Source organism: Streptomyces sp. NPDC013157, from assembly GCF_042899865.1.
Lineage (GTDB): Bacteria > Actinomycetota > Actinomycetes > Streptomycetales > Streptomycetaceae > Streptomyces.
The window spans coordinates 445597-463612 of record NZ_JBIBAK010000003.1 but is presented as its reverse complement, the minus strand read 5'-3'; the positions used below and the strand labels follow the sequence as shown (position 1 = coordinate 463612).

General features: G+C 71.0%; 20 protein-coding genes. 14 read left to right on the top strand and 6 right to left on the bottom strand.

Translation table 11 applies throughout. From position 1 onward, the window contains the following. Positions 1-98 precede the first annotated feature (98 nt). Together ACFY6U_RS12330 and ACFY6U_RS12325 are read left to right on the top strand one after the other, a co-directional pair. Positions 99-1004: a metallophosphoesterase family protein gene (locus ACFY6U_RS12330; RefSeq protein WP_390037273.1), complete on the top strand. Its 906-nt coding sequence runs from the start codon at positions 99-101 to the stop codon at positions 1002-1004. Beyond that, positions 952-1632 (top strand): 4'-phosphopantetheinyl transferase superfamily protein, encoded by a 681-nt coding sequence (locus ACFY6U_RS12325; protein ID WP_351496192.1) that lies wholly within the window; start codon positions 952-954, stop codon positions 1630-1632. Before ACFY6U_RS12330 ends, ACFY6U_RS12325 begins: the two co-directional genes overlap by 53 nt. A 12-nt stretch (positions 1633-1644) precedes the next feature. Here ACFY6U_RS12325 and ACFY6U_RS12320 read toward each other — a convergent pair whose 3' ends face one another. After that, on the bottom strand, positions 1645-1872 hold the full coding sequence (locus ACFY6U_RS12320; RefSeq protein ID WP_351496258.1) for a hypothetical protein: 228 nt from the start codon (positions 1870-1872) through the stop codon (positions 1645-1647). A gap of 243 nt (positions 1873-2115) precedes the next feature. On the opposite strand from ACFY6U_RS12320, the gene ACFY6U_RS12315 reads away from it, so the two are divergent. Further along, the gene (locus ACFY6U_RS12315; RefSeq protein ID WP_390037271.1) at positions 2116-3138 is read left to right on the top strand and encodes an alpha/beta fold hydrolase; all 1023 of its coding nucleotides are present in this window, start codon (positions 2116-2118) and stop codon (positions 3136-3138) included. 113 nt (positions 3139-3251) lie between these two features. Here ACFY6U_RS12315 and ACFY6U_RS12310 read toward each other — a convergent pair whose 3' ends face one another. Beyond that, positions 3252-3815: a toxin-antitoxin system, toxin component gene (locus ACFY6U_RS12310; RefSeq protein ID WP_390037645.1), complete on the bottom strand. Its 564-nt coding sequence runs from the start codon at positions 3813-3815 to the stop codon at positions 3252-3254. Positions 3816-3861: 46 nt separating this feature from the next. After that, on the bottom strand, positions 3862-4518 hold the full coding sequence (locus tag ACFY6U_RS12305; RefSeq protein WP_390037269.1) for a helix-turn-helix domain-containing protein: 657 nt from the start codon (positions 4516-4518) through the stop codon (positions 3862-3864). Between the two features lie 250 nt (positions 4519-4768). Between ACFY6U_RS12305 and ACFY6U_RS12300 the strand changes: the two genes are divergently transcribed. Further along, positions 4769-5437: a hypothetical protein gene (locus ACFY6U_RS12300; RefSeq protein ID WP_351496198.1), complete on the top strand. Its 669-nt coding sequence runs from the start codon at positions 4769-4771 to the stop codon at positions 5435-5437. 110 nt (positions 5438-5547) lie between these two features. Here ACFY6U_RS12300 and ACFY6U_RS12295 read toward each other — a convergent pair whose 3' ends face one another. Together ACFY6U_RS12295 and ACFY6U_RS12290 are read right to left on the bottom strand one after the other, a co-directional pair. Then, positions 5548-6327 carry a cache domain-containing protein gene (locus ACFY6U_RS12295; protein WP_390037267.1) on the bottom strand — a complete coding sequence of 260 codons (780 nt, stop codon included), beginning with the start codon at positions 6325-6327 and terminating at the stop codon, positions 5548-5550. A gap of 38 nt (positions 6328-6365) precedes the next feature. Next, complete coding sequence (locus ACFY6U_RS12290; protein WP_390037265.1) at positions 6366-7106, bottom strand: FadR/GntR family transcriptional regulator; 741 nt, start codon at positions 7104-7106, stop codon at positions 6366-6368. 123 nt (positions 7107-7229) lie between these two features. Between ACFY6U_RS12290 and ACFY6U_RS12285 the strand changes: the two genes are divergently transcribed. From ACFY6U_RS12285 to ACFY6U_RS12265, 5 genes are all read left to right on the top strand, one after another. Next, entirely contained in the window at positions 7230-8261 is a 1032-nt protein-coding gene (locus ACFY6U_RS12285) for an ABC transporter ATP-binding protein (protein ID WP_390037263.1), read from the top strand. Between the two features lie 52 nt (positions 8262-8313). Further along, the gene (locus ACFY6U_RS12280; RefSeq protein WP_390037262.1) at positions 8314-9504 is read left to right on the top strand and encodes an ABC transporter substrate-binding protein; all 1191 of its coding nucleotides are present in this window, start codon (positions 8314-8316) and stop codon (positions 9502-9504) included. A gap of 3 nt (positions 9505-9507) precedes the next feature. After that, on the top strand, positions 9508-10371 hold the full coding sequence (locus ACFY6U_RS12275; protein WP_390037260.1) for an ABC transporter permease: 864 nt from the start codon (positions 9508-9510) through the stop codon (positions 10369-10371). Between the two features lie 28 nt (positions 10372-10399). Then, positions 10400-11215, top strand: coding sequence for an ABC transporter permease (locus tag ACFY6U_RS12270; RefSeq protein WP_390037643.1), 816 nt, complete (start codon positions 10400-10402; stop codon positions 11213-11215). Positions 11216-11474: 259 nt separating this feature from the next. Further along, on the top strand, positions 11475-11687 hold the full coding sequence (locus tag ACFY6U_RS12265) for a hypothetical protein (RefSeq protein WP_390037258.1): 213 nt from the start codon (positions 11475-11477) through the stop codon (positions 11685-11687). Between the two features lie 16 nt (positions 11688-11703). Here ACFY6U_RS12265 and ACFY6U_RS12260 read toward each other — a convergent pair whose 3' ends face one another. Beyond that, positions 11704-12447 (bottom strand): SDR family oxidoreductase, encoded by a 744-nt coding sequence (locus ACFY6U_RS12260; protein WP_390037256.1) that lies wholly within the window; start codon positions 12445-12447, stop codon positions 11704-11706. 99 nt (positions 12448-12546) lie between these two features. On the opposite strand from ACFY6U_RS12260, the gene ACFY6U_RS12255 reads away from it, so the two are divergent. The 5 genes from ACFY6U_RS12255 to ACFY6U_RS12235 all read left to right on the top strand — a co-directional run bounded on the left by ACFY6U_RS12255 (position 12547) and on the right by ACFY6U_RS12235 (position 18003). Beyond that, entirely contained in the window at positions 12547-13449 is a 903-nt protein-coding gene (locus ACFY6U_RS12255) for a LysR family transcriptional regulator (RefSeq protein WP_390037254.1), read from the top strand. Positions 13450-13673: 224 nt separating this feature from the next. Then, entirely contained in the window at positions 13674-14669 is a 996-nt protein-coding gene (locus tag ACFY6U_RS12250) for a LacI family DNA-binding transcriptional regulator (RefSeq protein WP_390037252.1), read from the top strand. Positions 14670-14809: 140 nt separating this feature from the next. Then, entirely contained in the window at positions 14810-16162 is a 1353-nt protein-coding gene (locus ACFY6U_RS12245; RefSeq protein WP_390037250.1) for an ABC transporter substrate-binding protein, read from the top strand. Positions 16163-16165: 3 nt separating this feature from the next. Further along, positions 16166-17125 carry a carbohydrate ABC transporter permease gene (locus tag ACFY6U_RS12240; RefSeq protein WP_390037248.1) on the top strand — a complete coding sequence of 320 codons (960 nt, stop codon included), beginning with the start codon at positions 16166-16168 and terminating at the stop codon, positions 17123-17125. After that, on the top strand, positions 17122-18003 hold the full coding sequence (locus ACFY6U_RS12235; RefSeq protein ID WP_390037246.1) for a carbohydrate ABC transporter permease: 882 nt from the start codon (positions 17122-17124) through the stop codon (positions 18001-18003). Before ACFY6U_RS12240 ends, ACFY6U_RS12235 begins: the two co-directional genes overlap by 4 nt. The last annotated feature ends 13 nt before the right edge of the window (positions 18004-18016 follow it).

Below are 18016 nucleotides of genomic sequence, written 5' to 3'. Positions count from 1 at the left end.
GCCCGAAGCCCGGCCCCGCCCCCGGGCGGGTGCTCTTGTTCCCGGCCCCCGAAATGTGTTGGGGTGGGGGCCGACGACGTGATCGGAAGGGGTACGGGGTGGAGTCCACGGCGGGTGCCGGGCAGTTGCTGGCCATCAGCGACCTGCACATCTCGTACCCGGAGAACCGCGAGCTCGTCGGGAAGATGCGTCCGGAGACGGACGAGGACTGGCTGATCGTCGCCGGTGACATCGCGGAGACCGTCGCGGACATCCGCTGGGTGCTTCAGACCCTCGCCGGCCGCTTCCGCAAGGTGCTGTGGGCGCCCGGCAACCACGACCTGTGGACCCACCCCAAGGACCCGGTCACCCTGCGCGGGGTCGCCCGCTACGAGCACCTCGTCGGCCTCTGCCGGGAGCTGGGCGTGCTCACCCCCGAGGACCCGTACCCGGTCTGGGAGGGGCCCGGCGGCCCGGTCGCCGTGGCGCCGCTGTTCCTGCTGTACGACTACTCCTTCCTGCCCGCCGGCTGTGCCACGAAGGAAGAGGGCCTCGCGTACGCGCACGGCACCGGCGTCGTCTGCAACGACGAGTACCTGCTGCACCCCGACCCCTACCCGACCCGCGAGGACTGGTGCCTCGCCCGGGTCGAGGAGACCGAGCGCCGGCTCGCCGAGCTGCCGGAGGACCTGCCGACGGTGCTGGCGGGGCACTATCCGCTGGACCGGCACCCCACGGACGTGCTCTGGTACCCGGAGTTCGCCATGTGGTGCGGCACCACCCGCACCGCCGACTGGCACCGCCGGTTCCGTGTCGCCACCATGGTCTACGGTCATCTGCACATCCCCCGGACCACCTGGCTCGACGGGGTCCGCTTCGAAGAGGTCTCCGTGGGATATCCCCGCGAGTGGCGCAAGCGGTCCGGGGAACCGGGCCGGTTGCGCCGCATTCTGCCGATGGAGGTCGGAACCGGTGATCGAGGAGCTGCTCCCGGAGTCGGTGGTGGCCGTGGAGATGCTCGGTGACGAGGCGATCCGCGAGGCCCCGCTCTACCCCGAGGAGGCGGCGCTGGTCGCCCGGGCCGTGCCCAAGCGCCGCCGTGAGTTCTCCGCCGTGCGCGCCTGTGCCCGCAGCGCCATGGAGAAGCTGGGAGTCCCGCCGCAGCCCGTCCTGAGCGGCGAGCGCGGCGCCCCGCGCTGGCCGGACGGGCTGGTCGGCAGCATGACCCACTGCGAGGGTTACTGCGCCGCCGCCCTGGTCCGCGCCACCGACCTGGCCTCCCTCGGCATCGACGCCGAACCGCACGCCGCGCTGCCCGAGGGCGTCGCCGAGGCCGTGCTGCTGCCCGCCGAGCGGCAGCGGCTCGGCCTGCTCGCGGCCGCACGGCCCGGCGTGCACTGGGACCGGCTGCTGTTCAGCGCCAAGGAGTCGGTCTACAAGGCGTGGTTCCCCCTCACCGGGAAGTGGCTGGACTTCATGGAGGCCGACATAGAGCTCGTCCCGGAGCCCGGTGGGCGGCCGCACGGCATCCTGCGCGCCCGCCTCCTCGTCCCCGGCCCGGAGGTCGGCGGGCGGCGACTGGAGGTCTTCGAGGGCCGCTGGAGCGTGGGGCACGGCATGCTGACCTCGGCCGTGGTCGTGCCGCACCCCTGACGCGCCGTCGGCTCAGGTGGGTGGGCACCAGTCGTGCAGCAGCCGGAAGAACGCCTCCTCGTTGCCCGCCAGTCCGGCGCCGGCCAGGGCCTCCTCGGCCTCGGCGAGCACGGCGGGTGGCACCACGAAGGGGCGCGGGGCGTCGGGCGGTCCGTCGAAGGCCGCGCGCACGGTGTGCAGCAGGCGCAGATAGGCCTGGACGGCGGCGCGTTCACGGTCGGTCAGTACGGCGGTGTGCATCGGTCGGCTCTCCCCGTCGGTCGTCGTGGTCACGCGCCCGGACGGCGCGGGCACACCGGGTGTGCGGTGCGCACCCCCCAGCTTGCCGGTCACCACTGACAACGCCCCCGTGCCGGGCCCCGGTTCGCTCGCTTAGCGGAGGCGAAACCTCACCGAAACTCCCCGGGGAAAAGTCTTCCTACCCTGGAAGGAGACGAATCCGGCCGGGCCGCAGCGGGCCCGGGACAGCGGGGGAGGCCGACCGTGCCAGAAGCGGTGCCCAGCCGTCCGCAGCGCACGGCGCACCTGCGCCCGGTGGGCGACGGCGAACTGGAGACGCGCCACCGGGTCGTGCACGGCTACCGGCGCGCCTACCGCATCGCAGGCGACGGGCCCGCCCTGGTCCTCGTCCACGGCATCGGGGACTCCTCGGCGACCTGGGCACGGCTCATCCCCGACCTCGCCCGCACCCACACCGTGATCGCCCCCGACCTGCTCGGCCACGGTGAGTCGGACAAACCGCGGGCCGACTACTCGGTCGCCGCCTACGCCAACGGGGTGCGGGACCTGCTGACCACCCTGGGCATCGAGTCCGCGACCCTCGTCGGGCACTCGCTCGGCGGGGGAGTCGCGATGCAGTTCGCCTACCAGTTCCCCGAGCGCACCGAGCGGCTCATCCTGGTCAGCGCGGGCGGGGTGGGCCGCGAGGTCAACCCGGCGCTCCGGCTCGTCTCGCTCCCCGGCGCCCATCTGCTGCTGTCGGCGCTGCGGCTGCCCGGCATGCGCCTCCAAGTGGGCCTGGCCGTACGCCTGCTGAGGCTCCTGGACACCGGCCTCGGCCAGGACGCCCCGGAACTGCTCACCCTGGTCGACGCGCTCCCCGACGAGACCTCCCGCAACGCCTTCGTGCGCACCCTGCGCGCGGTCGTCGACTGGCGCGGCCAGGTCGTCACCATGCTGGACCGCTGCTATCTCACCGAGGGCATGCCGACCATGCTCCTGTGGGGCGACCGCGACAGCGTGGTCCCGGTCCGGCACGCCCACCGCGCCCGCGAGGCGATGCCCGGCGCCCGGCTGGAGATCTTCGAGGGAGCCGGGCACTTCCCGTTCCACGCCGACCCCGCCCGGTTCGTCGCCCTGGTCCAGGATTTCACCGCCACCACCGCCCCGGCGGACTGGAGCCGCGAGCACTGGCGCAGCCTGCTCCTCGACGGCCGCCCCGACCCCGGACCCGGCCCGGCCGCGCAACGTGACCTGCGCGAGGCCAGCGAACGCAGCGCCACCTGAGTCCGCGCCGCGCCGGTCGCTGCATCCCCCGCCGCCACGACGGGACGACGACCGGCCGTGCCCGGCACCCGTCCCGGGCGTGCGGACATGGTTCCGCCCCTGCCGGGGGCGGATCACTTGCCCAGGTAGCCCAGCGACGCCTCGATGCGCCCCGCCACGTCGTGCCGTCGCACCGGCCCGCGCAGCGCCGAACCCGTGAGCCAGGTCCGGCACTTGCTGGCCAGCAGCAGCCCGAAGGTCTCCGCGTCGCGTTCCTCGGCCCGGTCGAAGCGGGTGCGGGCGACCACCCGCTGGACGGCGGCCCGGAGCGCGGCCCGATCGGCTTCGGTGCCCGCGTCGGAGCCGGTGCCGGTGACCGCGCCGAGCAGTCGCGCGGCGACCCCGACCCCCTCCACGTCGTGGCCGCAGTGCTCGGCGTGCATGTGCCACAGCTCGTGGCCGAGGATCACCAACTGGTGGTCGGGCACAGTGCGTTCCTCGACGACGACCAGGTCGCGGTCGGCCAGGTCCAGCCACAGCCCGCTGGCCGTGCCGGGCGGGAAGACGGCCGTACGGAACTGGACGGGGCGGCCGCGGCGACGGCCCAGCGCGTCGCACAGCGCCCGGTACAGCTCCTGCGGCGGGGCGGGCGTGGGCAGGGTCAGTTCCCCGACCAGCTCACCGCTCAGCCGGCGCATGTCCCTGCCGATGCCCACTTTCCTCCCTCGGCTCACGACTGTCGGCTCACGACTCGGGCCGCTTGACGCTCTCCAGGAGCATGTCCAGCCATTCCGCGACCTTGTCCCGGTGCTGGTCGGTGGGCAGCTGGGCGGCCCGCCAGGCGATGCCGCGCACCCCGTGGTCCTGCAGCAGCCGCTCCAGCGGGTCCTCGGCGGCCTCGGCGGCGGCCCGCTCCCGGTCGGCCAGCTTCTGCAGCAGCTCCTGCTCGACGCGCTGCAGGGCGCCGGCGAGCGCCTCGGGGTCCTCGGCGGTGAGGAACCCCGCGTGCACGCGGAAGTAGCGCTGGAGGGCGTCGCAGTGCTCCATGGTCGGCCGCCGGTCGCCGTTGATGAGGGCGCCCGCCTGCTGCCGTGACATGCCGGCGCCGTCGGCGATCTCCTGCTGGGTGTGCTTGCGGCCGTTCGGCTTGAGCCGGGTGCGGCGCAGCAGGTCGAGGCGTTGCAGGAAGCGGGCCTGGACGTCGGGCTCGCCCGCGGGGCGGCCGGTCAGCAGGGCCCGGACCACGGGCTCGGGGACACCGCAGGCGTGGGAGAGCCGTCCGACGTGGAGGACCTCGGCATGCGCGACGCCGAGCCGGTCGGCGAGCGCGGTGACACGGGCGACGGCGGCCGGCAGCTGGGCGGTCGCCGTGGCGCCCGGATCCTCGTAGCCATCCGTCACCGACAGAACTCCTACGTCTCTCAGGGGAATCAGGGGCTTCTCACAAGCTGCGCCGTGAAGGTCCCGGCACCCGCACGACCCCCCGGAGATTAGCGGGTCGTTCGAACTCACATCCAGGTCTCGCCACAACTGTGGCCAATTTCGGACGTCAACAGGCATGAAATGCCACGATAGTTGACATGACTCAGGGTGGGGCAGCAGGATCACAACGCCGCGAGAAGGCCGCATAGGCAAGAGGGGTGACCTCCCGATGGCATATCAGGCAGGTGGGCGGCGGCCGGCGCCGCGGCCCGTCCCCGAGAGCCTTGAGGCCCAGGCGTACCTCCAGGACTACGTGCTACTGCTGGACGCCGTCCCCTTCCCGTCCCTGGTGGTGGACCACCGATGGGACGTGGTGCTGGCCAACGGCGCGTTCGAGACACTTTTCCGGGCGGTCGCCCCGCATCCCACCGCGATGCCCGGGGACAACTTCCTGCGTTTCGTCCTGTTCCACCCGGATGCCGGAACGATTCTCGGCGCCCACGAGGCAGGCTGGTGCCTGCCGATGCTGGCGCAGTTCAAGGCGACCCTGGAGCGGTTCGGTCACGACCACGAACTCCAGTCGATCCGCCGGGAGATCGCCCAGGACCCCATCATGGAGGCCGCCTTCCGGCAGGGCCTGCCGCACTGGCTGCGCGCGGTGGGCGAGGACGGCGCGCAGCTCGACGGAGCCGTCCGGCTGCTGCTGCACCCGGACCCGCTGCTGGGCGCCACCGAGTGCCGGGTCGTCGGCGAAACCCCCAAGACCCTTCAGGACATGGGCTACGCGCGTTACACCCTGGTGCTGCGCGCCGCCCCCCGCCCCGCCGCCCCGCGCCGCTCCCGGCGGCCCGGCGGCCTGGGCGCCCATCTGACCGTCGTCCCGGTCCCCGAAGGCTGACCCGGCACCGTCGGCGTTCAGGTCGCCGACGGCGCCGGGCCGGACGCCGGCCTCGGCTCAGCCCTCGCGCGACCCCGCCCCGGGCCGTCTCGACCCGTCTCGGCTCCGGCTCATCCGCCCGCCACGACCAGGACCAGCGGCACACCCCGGCACGGCACCAGCCGAAGCCCGCCGAACGTGCCCGGCCGCCCGCTCTCCAGGACCGCCGCGAAGTCCGGCCCCTTGGCCAGCGAACCGGCCAGCTGCGCCGGGTCCGCCGACGCCGCCACCCGGCCCCTGGCGTTGACGAGCCGCGCGGGTCCGGGCAGCTCGCGCAGCAACGGCAGCGCGGCCGCCTCGAAGTGCCGCAGGTACACGTCGGCCGCGGCCACGCCCAGGAACCGGCCGCCGACCTCCACCGGCGCGGACAGCGTGAGGCTGTACTCGTCCGAGCAGAGGTAGTCGACGTACGGCCCGGCCACCGCCCGCCGCCCGGTCTCCCGGGGCAGCGCGAACCAGTCCCAGTGCGTGTAGTCGGAGTAGGCCGAGGTGCGCGGGTCCAGGTCGAGGAGGAGCGGCCGTACGTCCCCGGACGCGTCGCTCTGCCACCACTCCAGCCACGCCGGGACGTCGGCCAGCACCCCGGGCGCGGCCACGAACCCGACACCGGAGACCAACTCCTGCCGGGCGAGGCGCAGATGGAGCCCGGGGCGGAGCGCGGCCAGGTCCGCGGTCACCGGCCGGCGGCCCTCGGCGGCCACCCGGGCCAGCAGCGCGGCGGTGTCGGCGCGGGTGGCCGCGACGGCGTCGAACACCGCCTCCAGGGCGTGGCCGACCCGCGCGGCCACGTACTCCTCGGCGGCGTCGAGCGTGGCCGCCGCCGGACCGGAGGGGACGGTGCCGCGGCTCATGGTGCCCTCCGGCGGACGGGGGAGCGGGCGCGGCGCGGCTACAGGGCCAGCCGCAGGGCGATGAGCCGTGCCGTCGAGTCCCGTACGCACCGCTCGGCCAGCTCCCTGGCCGATGTGTGCGCCCCATCCTGCACGGCCGAGATTACGGACCGGTGACGGTCCGCCACCTCTTCACGATATTCGTCGTCGCCGAGCACAAGGCAGAGCAGCGCCCCGATCTCCGCCTGCAGTGCGACCTGTTCCCGGGTGAGCCGGGCCGACTGGGCGGCGGCGGCCAGCTCCACATGGAAGCGGCCGTACACCCGGCTGCGCGCCGCCGCGTCCGGCGCGCCGCGCAGCTCCTCGGTGGTCCGGCGGAGCTGGTCGAGATCGTGGTCCTCGGTGCGCCGCGATGCGAGGTCGGCGGCGGTGCCGGACAGGGCCGCCCAGTGGTCGCCGAGGTCGCGCAGCTCCTCGGGGCTCCAGAGGCGCAGCCGCTCCGTGAGCCGCTCCCGGTCGGGCACCTCGGGGGAGGCCACGAAGCTGCCGCCGCCCCGGCCCCGGCGGGTGACGACCAGACCCTGCTGGCGCAGGGCCATCAGCGCCTCCCGCAGGGTCACCGTGGACACCCCGAGCTGCCCCGCCAGTTCGGTCTCGCCGGGCAGCTGCTCCCCGTCGGAGAGCAGGCCGAGCTCGATGGCGTCGCCGATCCGGCGGACCACGGCGTCGACCCGGGCCCCGCTGTCCACCGGGGCGAAGACGGCCTTTCGGGCGCCGCCCACCGTCTGGTGCTGTCTCACGGCCCACCACCCTATGCGTTGACCCAACCTTTACCTCGGAAGGGTCTTGAGATGTGAACTATGACTTCATATCTTTCCGGTCACCAGGTGCAACGCACGAGAGCGGCAGAGAGGTTCCCGCCCATGGAGGCCAGCGCGATCCGGTTGCGGGATCTGCGGAAGTCGTTCGGCGACACGAGCGCCGTGGCCGGCGTCGACCTGGAGATCCGGGACGGCGAGTTCTTCTCGATGCTCGGCCCCTCCGGCTCCGGCAAGACCACCGTGCTGCGCCTGATAGCCGGCTTCGAGACCCCCACCTCGGGCACGATCGAACTCGCCGGGCAGGACGTCACCCGCCGCGCCCCCTTCGAACGCGACGTGCACACCGTCTTCCAGGACTACGCCCTGTTCCCGCACATGAGCGTCGAGCAGAACGTCGCCTACTCCCTCAAGGTCCGGGGGATCCCCAAGGCCGAACGCCTGGTCCGCGCCCGCAAGGCCCTCGCCGAGGTCCGCCTCGACGGCTACGGCGCCCGCCGCCCCTCCCAGCTCTCCGGCGGCCAGCGCCAGCGCGTCGCCCTCGCCCGCGCCCTCGTCGGACGCCCCCGCGTCCTCCTCCTCGACGAGCCGCTCGGCGCTCTCGACCTCAAGCTGCGCGAGCAGATGCAGATCGAACTCAAGGCCCTGCAGCGCGAGGTCGGCATCACCTTCGTCTTCGTCACCCACGACCAGGAGGAGGCACTGACGATGAGCGACCGCGTCGCCGTCTTCCACCAGGGCCGCATCGAACAGGTCGGCACCCCCGCCGAGATCTACGAACGCCCCGAGACCGCGTTCGTCGCCTCCTTCGTCGGCACCTCCAACCTGCTCTCCGGCCAGACCGCCCTGCGCGTGCTCGGCGAGAGCGGCACCCACAGCGTCCGCCCGGAGAAGATCCGGGTCCTCGGCGAGAGCGCCGACCCGGACCCGGAAGGGCACGTCACCGCTCTCGGCACCGTCGCCGAGGTGGTCTACCTGGGCGACGCCACCCGCTTCCTGGTCGACCTGGACGGCGGCGGCCGGCTCACCGCGCTCCAGCAGAACCTCGACACCTCCGCCGAGGACGTCACCGCCTACCGAGGCACCCGCGTCCGGCTGCGCTGGCAGCGCCGGCACACCGTCCACGTCCCCGACTGACCCGCCGTCCCCTCACGTCCGGATCCGCCGTCCCTCACGTCTGGAGTACGCCGTGCGCCTCACCCGTCCCCTCACCGCGGCCGCCTTCGCCGCGCTGCTGCTGGCCGCCACCGCCTGCGGCTCCTCCGGCTCCGGCTCCTCGACCGGCCTCAACCCGCCCGACCTCAAACCCCTGGCAAAGCTGGGCAAGTCCGAGGGCGAGGTGAACCTGATCGCCTGGGCCGGCTATGTCGAGGACGGCTCCGACGACCCCAAGGTGGACTGGGTCACCGACTTCGAGAAGCAGACCGGCTGCCAGGTCAACTCCAAGGTCGCCGCCAGCTCCGACGAGATGGTCAAACTGATGAAGACCGGCCAGTACGACGCCGTCTCCGCCTCCGGCGACGCCTCCCTGCGCCTGATCGCCTCCGGCGACGCCGCCCCCGTCAACACCAAGCTCGTACCCAACTACAAGGACGTCTTCAGCGGCCTGAAGAACGGCGCCTGGAACTCGGTCAAGGGCCAGATGTACGGCATCCCGCACGGCCGCGGCGCCAACCTGCTGATGTACAACACCCAGAAGGTCAGCCCCGCACCCACCTCCTGGTCGGCCGTCTTCGACGACGCCGGGAAGTACAAGGGCCATGTCACCGCGTACGACTCGCCGATCTACATCGCCGACGCGGCCCTGTATCTCAAGGCCACCAAGCCCGAGCTGAAGATCAAGGATCCCTACGCGCTCGACCAGAAGCAGTTCGACGCGGCCGTCGCCCTGCTCAAGCAGCAGAACGCGGACATCGGCGAGTACTGGAGCGACTACCTCAAGGAGATCTCCGCCTTCAAGAGCGGCGACTCCGTCATCGGCACCAGCTGGCAGGTCATCGCCAACCTGGCCGCCGGCGAGGGCGCCAAGGTGAAAGCCTTCGTGCCCAAGGAAGGCTCCACCGGGTGGTCCGACACCTGGATGGTCTCCGCCAAGGCCAAGCACCCCGACTGCGCCTACCGGTGGCTGAACTGGATCGTCTCCCCGAAGGTCAACGCCGAGGTCGCCGAGTACTTCGGCGAGGCCCCCGCCAATGCCAAGGCCTGCGCCCTGACCAGCGACAAGAACTTCTGCACCACCTACCACGCGGCCGACGAGAGCTACTGGAAGAACATCGCCTTCTGGAACACGCCCATCGAGCAGTGCCTGGACGGCCGCACCGACGTCAAGTGCGTGCCGTACGCCAAGTGGGTGCAGGCCTGGACCGAGATCAAAGGCTGACCCATGGCCCTGCTCACCCGGACCGCGGGGGCGCTGCACCGGCGCCCCCGGCTCCGCCTCGCCCTGCTGCTGACCGCCCCGCTGTTGTGGCTGGCCGTGCTCTATCTCGGCTCACTGGCCGTGCTGTTCGTCTCCGCGTTCTGGACGACGGACTCCTTCACCTCCGAGGTCGTCAAGGTCTGGTCGACCGACAACTTCCACGAGCTGTTCACCACGCCGGTGTTCCGGCAGGTGATTCTGCGCAGCGTCGGCGTCGCCCTCGCGGTGACCGCCCTGTGCGCGGTGCTCGCCTTCCCGGTCGCCTTCTACACCGCCCGCGTCGCCAAGCCGAGCCGGCGCCCGCTGCTCGTGGTCGCCATCCTCACGCCGCTGTGGGCGAGTTACCTGGTCAAGGTGTACGCGTGGCGGCTGATCCTGTCCGAGGGCGGGCTCGCCGACTGGCTGCTGAAACCGCTCGGGCTGAGCGGGCCGGGCTTCGGACTGCCGGCCACCGTGCTGACCCTGACCTACCTGTGGCTGCCGTACATGATCCTGCCCATCCACACCGCGCTGGAGCAGCTGCCCGACAACCTCCTCGACGCGTCGGCGGACCTGGGCGCCCGTGCGGGGCGGACCTTCCGGTCCGTGGTGCTGCCGATGGTGCTGCCGTCGGTCGCCGCCGGGTCGGTGTTCACGTTCTCGCTCAGCCTCGGCGACTACATCACCGTGCAGATCGTCGGCGGCAAGACCCAGCTCATCGGCAACCTCGTCTACGCCAACATCGAACTCAACCTGCCCATGGCCGCAGCCCTCGCCACCGTCCCGGTCGTCGTCATCGTGCTGTATCTGCTGGCGATGCGGCGGACGGGGGCGTTGAGCAGCCTCTGACAACAGGGTGCTATGTCACATGTCACACATGACACTCTCCCGGCCCGCCCGAGTCGCCCTGCGCCTCGCCGCCGGCCTCGGCTTCGCCGTGATCTACGTGCCGTTGCTGCTGGTCCTCGTCAACTCCCTCAACCCCGACCGCAGCGCGAGCTGGCCCCCGCCCGGCCTGACCACCCGCTGGTGGTCGGCCGCCTGGCACAGCTCCGGCGCCCGCGACGCCCTGTGGACCTCCGTGAAGGCCGGGCTCGGCGCCACCGCGATCGCCCTGGTGCTCGGCACGCTGATCGCCTTCGCGGTCGCCCGGTACCGCTTCTTCGGCCGGGACGCGCTCTCCTTCGTGGTCGTCCTGCCGATCGCGCTGCCCGGCATCGTCACCGGCATCGCTCTCAACTCGGCCTTCAGCGCGGTCCTCGAACCCCTCGGCGTCGGGCTCGGCCTGTTCACCGTGGTCGTCGGGCACGCCACCTTCTGCGTCGTGATCGTCTTCAACAACGTCGTCGCCCGGCTGCGCCGCACCTCCGGCAGCTACGAGGAGGCGGCGGCCGACCTGGGCGCCGACACCTTCCGCGCCTTCGCCGACGTCACCTTCCCGCTGGTGCGCTCGGCGCTGCTCGCGGGCGGGCTGCTCGCCTTCGCGCTCTCCTTCGACGAGATCGTGGTCACCACCTTCACCGCCGGTCCGGGCGTCCAGACCCTGCCCCTGTGGATCTTCGACAACATGACCCGCCCGCAGCAGGCGCCGGTGGTGAACGTGGTGGCGGCGGTGCTCGTCCTGCTGTCCGTCGTCCCGATCTACGTCGCGCAACGGCTCTCGGCGGACACGGCGACCGCCAGCCGCGTCTGAGAACGGCGAGCCGGGAAGCCGAGCTTCGGCTGCGTGTGCTCCTGCCGTCGCCCCCGAACCCAGGCGCCGCGACAGCCACGGAGACTGGCGCGCTGCCGCCCAGAGGGACTTTTCAACCGCACGCTCGGACAGCTCCGCCACTGCCTCCGGCACCGCGAGCCGTTCGACGGCCAGACCGCCTTCCCCGTTCGGGCCGCCGGCGCGGCCTGACGGCAGACCACGTCTGCGATGCCGTCCCTCTCGCAGAGACGGGCAACGTGTGACCGAGCCGATCGCCGGATGGATCTGGGGCCGGAACCGGCGTGCCTTCCTCGAGTTGCTCTCCCGCTACGCCGGATACGCCTTGGACGGAACCGACTGGGACACCATCGAAGCCGGCGGCCAGGAAGTGTCCGTCAGCGTCACAGGAGCAGGCACAAGTGAGCTCCGGCTCCGCACGGACACCCTCCTGTCCGCCTTCGCCGGCGTCTGACCACTGGTCAGAGCACCTAGAGTTGCGAAGCCCCTCCGTCGACAGGGAACTCCGTTCCCGTCGAGAAGGTCGCACCGAACGCCAAGTAGGCCACCGCGGCGGCCACTTCCTCGGACATCCCCAGTCGCTGCATGGGGTTGGTGCTCCGGTAGGTGTCCTTCATCGTCTCGGCGACGTCGGCGGGCAGGGAGCGGTCCAGGATGCCGGTGTCGATCGGGCCGGGGCTCACGGCATTGACGCGCACCTTGCGCGGCAGCAACTCGCGGGCCAGGGTGCGCGTCATCGACCGCAGGGCCGCCTTGCTCGCCGAGTAGACACTGAGCGCGTCGAGGCCCAGGACGTTCACCACCGACGTGGTGAGGACCACGCCGCTCCCTTCGCGCAAAAGCGGCGCCAACGCCTGCACCGTGAAGTACGGGCCCTTGGTGTTGATGCCGAACAGCGCGTCGTACATCTCCTCCGTCGTCGCGTCGAACGGCGCGGACGCAGTGACACCGGCGTTGACGAACAGCGCGTCCACGGTGCCGAAGCACTCGCTGACCGCACCGGCCAGCGCCTCGATGTCCTTCAGGTCGGCGGCGTCGCTGCGGACGGCGACCGCCTTGTCCCCCAACTGCTCCAGCGCGGCGTCCAGGGTGGACCGGGTGCGGCCGGTGATCAGTACGCGCGCCCCACCGTCCGCGAACAACCGGGCCGTAGTCAGGCCGATACCGCTGCTTCCACCCGTGATCACGATCTTCTTGCCGTCGTAAGTGCTCATGCCCTCAACCCAAATATCCACCCGCACCCCCTGTCCAAGACCTGTTCCGTATGCCGTCATGTCCCAGGCGTATGAAGACATGCGACGTACCCTGGGCGAATGGACGTCGATCTGCGGCTCGTGCGCTATTTCACGGTCGTGGCGGAGTACGGCAACTTCGGCCGGGCCGCCACCGAGCTGCACCTGGCGCAGCCGTCGCTGAGCCGTCAGATCCAGCGACTGGAGGCTCGGCTCGGTGTCCGGCTTTTCGACCGTTCGCCGCAGGGCAGCAGCCTCACCGACGCCGGTCGGGCATTCCTGCCCAGGGCCCGGACACTGCTCCAGGAGGCCGAGCAAGCCGCTCGCACGGCCAGGGCAGCCGCCCAGCCCCGAACCGTCACCGTCGGCTACGCCGAAGGACTGGTCATCACCGCCTGTGTGCAAGAACTACGCCGCCGGCACCCTGACGGCCAGGTCCGCACCCGGCACCTCGACTGGCGGGACATGCACGCCCTCGCCGAGAGGCGGGTCGACGCACTCGTCGCGTACAGGCCGCTGTCCTTCCCCACGGACGGCTTCCGGGTGACCAAGCTCCACGAGGAGTCGCGGGTTCTCGTCACGTCGGCCGGACATCGTCTGGCGAAAGAGAAGGCTGTCAGCCTGCGGACCCTGTCGGCCGAGGAACTGGTGGCCTGCGTCAGCACTCCGGTTGTCTGGAGCACGCCCAAGCCGGTCGGCGACCGCCCGGCACCACCCCCGCCCGCGATCGACGACAGCTACGAGGACAAGCTGGAACTCATCGCGACCGGCCACTGTGTCGCGATCTTCCCTGCCGGCGACCGACGCGCCGCTGCGCGCGAGGACGTCGCCCTGGTGCCGGTCATCGACATCGATCCCTGCGAGGTCGTACTCGTCACGCGCGCAGACGACCCCAACCCACTGCTCGGACCGTTGGAAGACGTCGCACGTGCATTGCTCGGCACCACCTCCCGACGGGAGAACAGCGACCCGTCGGTCAACTGACCCCCATTGCCTCTTCTTCGAGTTCCACCTGTCGAAGGGGCCGGGGCGCCGGTTGGACCGCGAGCTCTCCGCTGTCCGGGAAAGGCGATGCCGGGGAGACGGGCCCTGCCGCGCTTGCTTCTGCGGCGCTTCGCCGATGGCGAGCAGATCATGCGTGTGCCCCTCGGCAGCGGCGGGTGCCGCTTACGCAAGCAGCTTGCGTAAATTACGCTACTCTTGCGTGCATGACGCGACGACTTGCGGAAGTAGCCAAGAAGGTCGGGGTCAGCGAGGCCACGGTCAGCCGGGTGCTCAACGGCAAGCCGGGGGTCTCCGAGGCGACCCGGCAGGCGGTGCTCTCGGCCCTCGACGTGCTCGGGTACGAGCGCCCCACCCAACTGCGCGGCGAGCGCGCCCGGCTCGTCGGTCTGGTCCTGCCCGAGCTGCAGAATCCCATCTTCCCGGCGTTCGCCGAGGTCATCGGCGGCGCCCTGGCACAGCTCGGGCTCACGCCCGTGCTGTGCACCCAGACCAAGGGCGGGGTCTCCGAGGCGGACTACGTGGAGCTCCTGCTGCAACAGCAGGTCTCCGGCGTGGTGTTCGCCGGCGGGCTCTACGCCCAGGCCGAGGCGCCGCACGACCACTACCGGCTGCTCGCCGACCGCAACATCCCGGTGGTGCTGGTCAACGCGGCCATCGAGCACCTCGGCTTCCCCGGCGTGTCCTGCGACGACGCGGTGGCGGTGGAGCAGGCCTGGCGGCACCTCGCCTCCCTGGGGCACGAGCGCATCGGCCTGGTCCTCGGCCCCGGCGACCACGTCCCCTCGGCGCGGAAGCTGGCGGCGGCGCGGGTGATCGGCGACGTGCCGGACGAGTTCGTGGCCCGTGCGATCTTCTCCATCGAGGGCGGCCACGCGGCCGCGTCCCGGCTCATCGACCGCGGTGTCACCGGCATCATCTGCGCCAGCGACCCCCTCGCCCTGGGCGCCGTCCGCGCGGCCCGCCGCAAGGGGTACGAGGTGCCCTCCCGGGTCTCGGTGGTCGGTTACGACGACTCGGCGTTCATGAACTGCACCGAGCCCCCGCTCACCACCGTCCGCCAGCCCATCGAGGCCATGGGCAGGGCCGCCGTCGAGCTGCTCAACGCGCAGATCGGCGGCACGGTCGTACCGGCGGAGGAGCTGCTGTTCGAGCCCGAGCTGGTCGTCAGGGGGTCGACCGCGCAAGCGCCGAAAGCCTGAGCCCAGGAGATCCCATCCGCTGTCGAATAATTACAGATTCTGCGTGACATCTTGCGCGGCGGTGCTGCCGGTGCTTGAGTGTGCGGCGCCCACCGGTCCCGGTGCGGCGCCCAACTGCTCCTGTTCTGGGGGGTCCACCGATGTCCAGCACCGGGTTCCGCCGTGCTCTCGTCGCGATCGGCGTCTGTTCCTCACTCGCGCTCTCCGCCACGGCCTGCGGGTCGGGCGACGACGACGCGGGCAGCGGCAGGACGCGCATCACCGTCAACTGCGAGCCGCCGAAGAGCGCCAAGGTCGACCGGTCCTTCTTCGACCAGGACATCGCCGACTTCGAGAAGAAGAACCCGGACATCGACGTCGTCGCGCACGACGCGTTCCCCTGCCAGGACCCGAAGACCTTCGACGCCAAGCTCGCCGGCGGCCAGATGGAGGACGTGTTCTACACGTACTTCACCGACGCCAAGCACGTCGTGGACATCAACCAGGCGGCCGACCTCACGCCGTACCTCAAGGAACTGAAGAGCTACGACACCATCCAGAAGCAGCTGCGGGACATCTACACCGTCGACGGCAAGGTCTACGGCATCCCGCGCACCGGCTACTCGATGGGCCTGATCTACAACCGCAAGCTCTTCCAGCAGGCAGGCCTCGACCCCGACAAGCCGCCGACGACCTGGGACGAGGTCCGCGCCGACGCCAAGAAGATCGCCGCCCTCGGCAACGGCACCGTCGGGTACGCCGACTACAGCGCGCAGAACCAGGGCGGCTGGCACTTCACCGCGGAGATGTACTCCCAGGGCGGTGACGTGGTGTCGGCCGACGGGAAGTCGGCGACCGTCGACACCCCCGAGGGCCACGCGGTCCTGCAGAACCTGCACGACATGCGCTGGACCGACGACTCGATGGGCAGCAAGCAGCTGCTGATCATCAACGACGTGCAGCAGATGATGGGTTCGGGCAAGCTCGGCATGTACCTCTCGGCGCCGGACAACATCCCGATCCTGGTGAAGGAGAAGGGCGGCAACTACAAGGACCTCGCCCTCGGCCCGATGCCCGGCGGCAAGGGCACGCTCATTGGCGGCGACGGCTACATGTTCAACAAGAAGGACACCCCCGCCCAGATCCGCGCCGGCCTCAAGTGGCTCGACTCCATGTTCCTCACCCCCGGTGACGGCTTCCTCGGCGACTACGCCCGCGCCAAGAAGAACAACGCGCCCGTCGGCCTGCCCGAGCCCCGCCTGTTCACCGGCGCCGCCGACGCCAAGGACCAGGCGGTCAAGAAGGCCAACGCCAACGTGCCGGTGGAGAACTACCAGGCGTTCCTCGACGGCAACCAGTCGCTGCAGATGAAGATCGAGCCGCCGGACGCCCAGCAGATCTACTCCGTCCTCGACGGCACCGTCTCCGCGGTCCTCACCAAGAAGGACGCCGACATCGACCAGCTCCTCAAGGACGCCAACGACAAGATCGACGGCATCCTGGCCAGGGGCTGACCCGTGACGACCAAGACGGCCGCGCGACGGCCCGCCCCGGCGGCGGCCGACGCCCGCCAGACCCCGGCGCCGCCCCCGGCAGGGGACCGGACGCGGCGCCGGATCACCGACCAGGCCCGCGCCTACGGCTTCCTGCTCGGCGGACTGATCTGCTTCGCCCTGTTCTCCTGGTACCCGGCGATCCGCGCCGTCGTGATCTCCTTCCAGAAGTACACGCCGGGCTCGTCCGCCGAGTGGGTCGGCACCGCCAACTTCACCCGGGTCCTGCACGACCCCGAGTTCTCGGCGGCCTGGCGCAACACCCTCACCTTCACGCTGCTGGCCCTGCTGATCGGCTTCGCGATCCCCTTCGTCCTCGCCCTGGTCCTCAACGAACTGCGGCACGCGAAGGCGTTCTTCCGGGTCGTGGTCTACCTCCCGGTGATGATCCCGCCGGTGGTCAGCGCCCTGCTGTGGAAGTGGTTCTACGACCCCGGGGCCGGCCTCGCCAACGAGACGCTGCGCTTCCTGCACCTGCCCACCTCGAACTGGACCAACGGCACCGGCACCGCGCTGATCTCCCTGGTGATCGTGGCCACCTGGGCCAACATGGGCGGCACCGTCCTGATCTACCTGGCCGCCCTCCAGTCCATCCCCGGCGAGCTGTACGAGGCCGCCGAACTGGACGGCGCGCATCTCCTGCAGCGCGTCCGGCACGTGACGATCCCTCAGACCCGGTTCGTCATCCTCATGCTGATGCTGCTTCAGATCATCGCCACCATGCAGGTGTTCACCGAGCCGTTCGTCATCACGGGCGGCGGCCCGGAGAACGCCACGGTCACCGTGCTCTACCTGATCTACAAGTACGCCTTCCTCTACAACGACTTCGGCGGCGCCTGCGCACTCAGCGTGATGCTCCTGGTGCTGCTCGGCATCTTCTCCGCCGTGTACCTGCGGCTGACCCGGTCCGGGGAGGACGGATGAGCAGCGCCACCCGCACCCTGATCTCGCCCGCGACGCTCGCCCGTCCGCGCGGGAGGGCGGTCTACTGGAGCGTCTTCACCGGTGTCGTCGTCCTCTTCGCGCTCGCCTTCCTGTTCCCCGTGTACTGGATGGTGACCGGGGCGATGAAGTCGCCGGACGAGGTCGCCCAGACCCCGCCCACCCTCATTCCCCAGCACTGGCACCTGTCCGGCTACACCGACGCCTGGGACCTGATGCAGCTCCCGGAGCACCTGTGGAACACGGTGGTGCAGGCGGCCGGTGCCTGGGCCTTCCAGCTCGTGTTCTGCACGGCCGCCGCCTACGCCCTGTCGAAGCTGAAGCCGGCCTTCGGCAAGGTGATCCTCGGCGGCATCCTGGCCACCCTGATGGTCCCGGCCCAGGCGCTGGTCGTACCCAAGTACCTGACCGTCGCCGACCTGCCGCTCATCCACACAAGTCTGCTCAACGACCCGCTCGGCATCTGGCTGCCGGCCGTCGCCAACGCCTTCAACCTCTATCTCCTCAAGCGGTTCTTCGACCAGCTGCCCCGCGACGTGCTGGAGGCCGCCGAGATCGACGGCGCCGGAAAGCTGCGCACCCTCTGGTCCGTGGTCCTGCCCATGTCCCGTCCGGTCCTCGGGGTCGTGTCGATCTTCGCCCTGGTGGCGGTCTGGCAGGACTTCCTGTGGCCGCTGATGGTCTTCTCCGACACCGACAAGCAGCCCATCAGCGTGGCCCTGGTCCAGCTGTCGCAGAACATCCAGCTCACCGTGCTCATCGCCGCGATGGTGATCGCCAGCATCCCGATGGTCGCGCTGTTCCTCGTCTTCCAGCGGCACATCATCGCGGGGATCAGCGCGGGCAGCACCAAGGGCTGACGGCCCCTCCTCC

Bases quoted from the DNA above. Each gene is read 5' to 3' on its own strand.
- ACFY6U_RS12270 (WP_390037643.1), top strand. From the start codon at position 10,400: ATGACACTCTCCCGGCCCGCCCGAGTCGCCCTGCGCCTCGCCGCCGGC.
- ACFY6U_RS12245 (WP_390037250.1), top strand. From the start codon at position 14,810: ATGTCCAGCACCGGGTTCCGCCGTGCTCTCGTCGCGATCGGCGTCTGT.
- ACFY6U_RS12300 (WP_351496198.1), top strand. From the start codon at position 4,769: ATGGCATATCAGGCAGGTGGGCGGCGGCCGGCGCCGCGGCCCGTCCCC.
- ACFY6U_RS12250 (WP_390037252.1), top strand. From the start codon at position 13,674: ATGACGCGACGACTTGCGGAAGTAGCCAAGAAGGTCGGGGTCAGCGAG.
- ACFY6U_RS12255 (WP_390037254.1), top strand. From the start codon at position 12,547: ATGGACGTCGATCTGCGGCTCGTGCGCTATTTCACGGTCGTGGCGGAG.
- ACFY6U_RS12320 (WP_351496258.1), bottom strand. From the start codon at position 1,872: ATGCACACCGCCGTACTGACCGACCGTGAACGCGCCGCCGTCCAGGCC.
- ACFY6U_RS12260 (WP_390037256.1), bottom strand. From the start codon at position 12,447: ATGAGCACTTACGACGGCAAGAAGATCGTGATCACGGGTGGAAGCAGC.
- ACFY6U_RS12310 (WP_390037645.1), bottom strand. From the start codon at position 3,815: ATGCGCCGGCTGAGCGGTGAGCTGGTCGGGGAACTGACCCTGCCCACG.
- ACFY6U_RS12275 (WP_390037260.1), top strand. From the start codon at position 9,508: ATGGCCCTGCTCACCCGGACCGCGGGGGCGCTGCACCGGCGCCCCCGG.
- ACFY6U_RS12295 (WP_390037267.1), bottom strand. From the start codon at position 6,327: ATGAGCCGCGGCACCGTCCCCTCCGGTCCGGCGGCGGCCACGCTCGAC.
- ACFY6U_RS12235 (WP_390037246.1), top strand. From the start codon at position 17,122: ATGAGCAGCGCCACCCGCACCCTGATCTCGCCCGCGACGCTCGCCCGT.
- ACFY6U_RS12285 (WP_390037263.1), top strand. From the start codon at position 7,230: ATGGAGGCCAGCGCGATCCGGTTGCGGGATCTGCGGAAGTCGTTCGGC.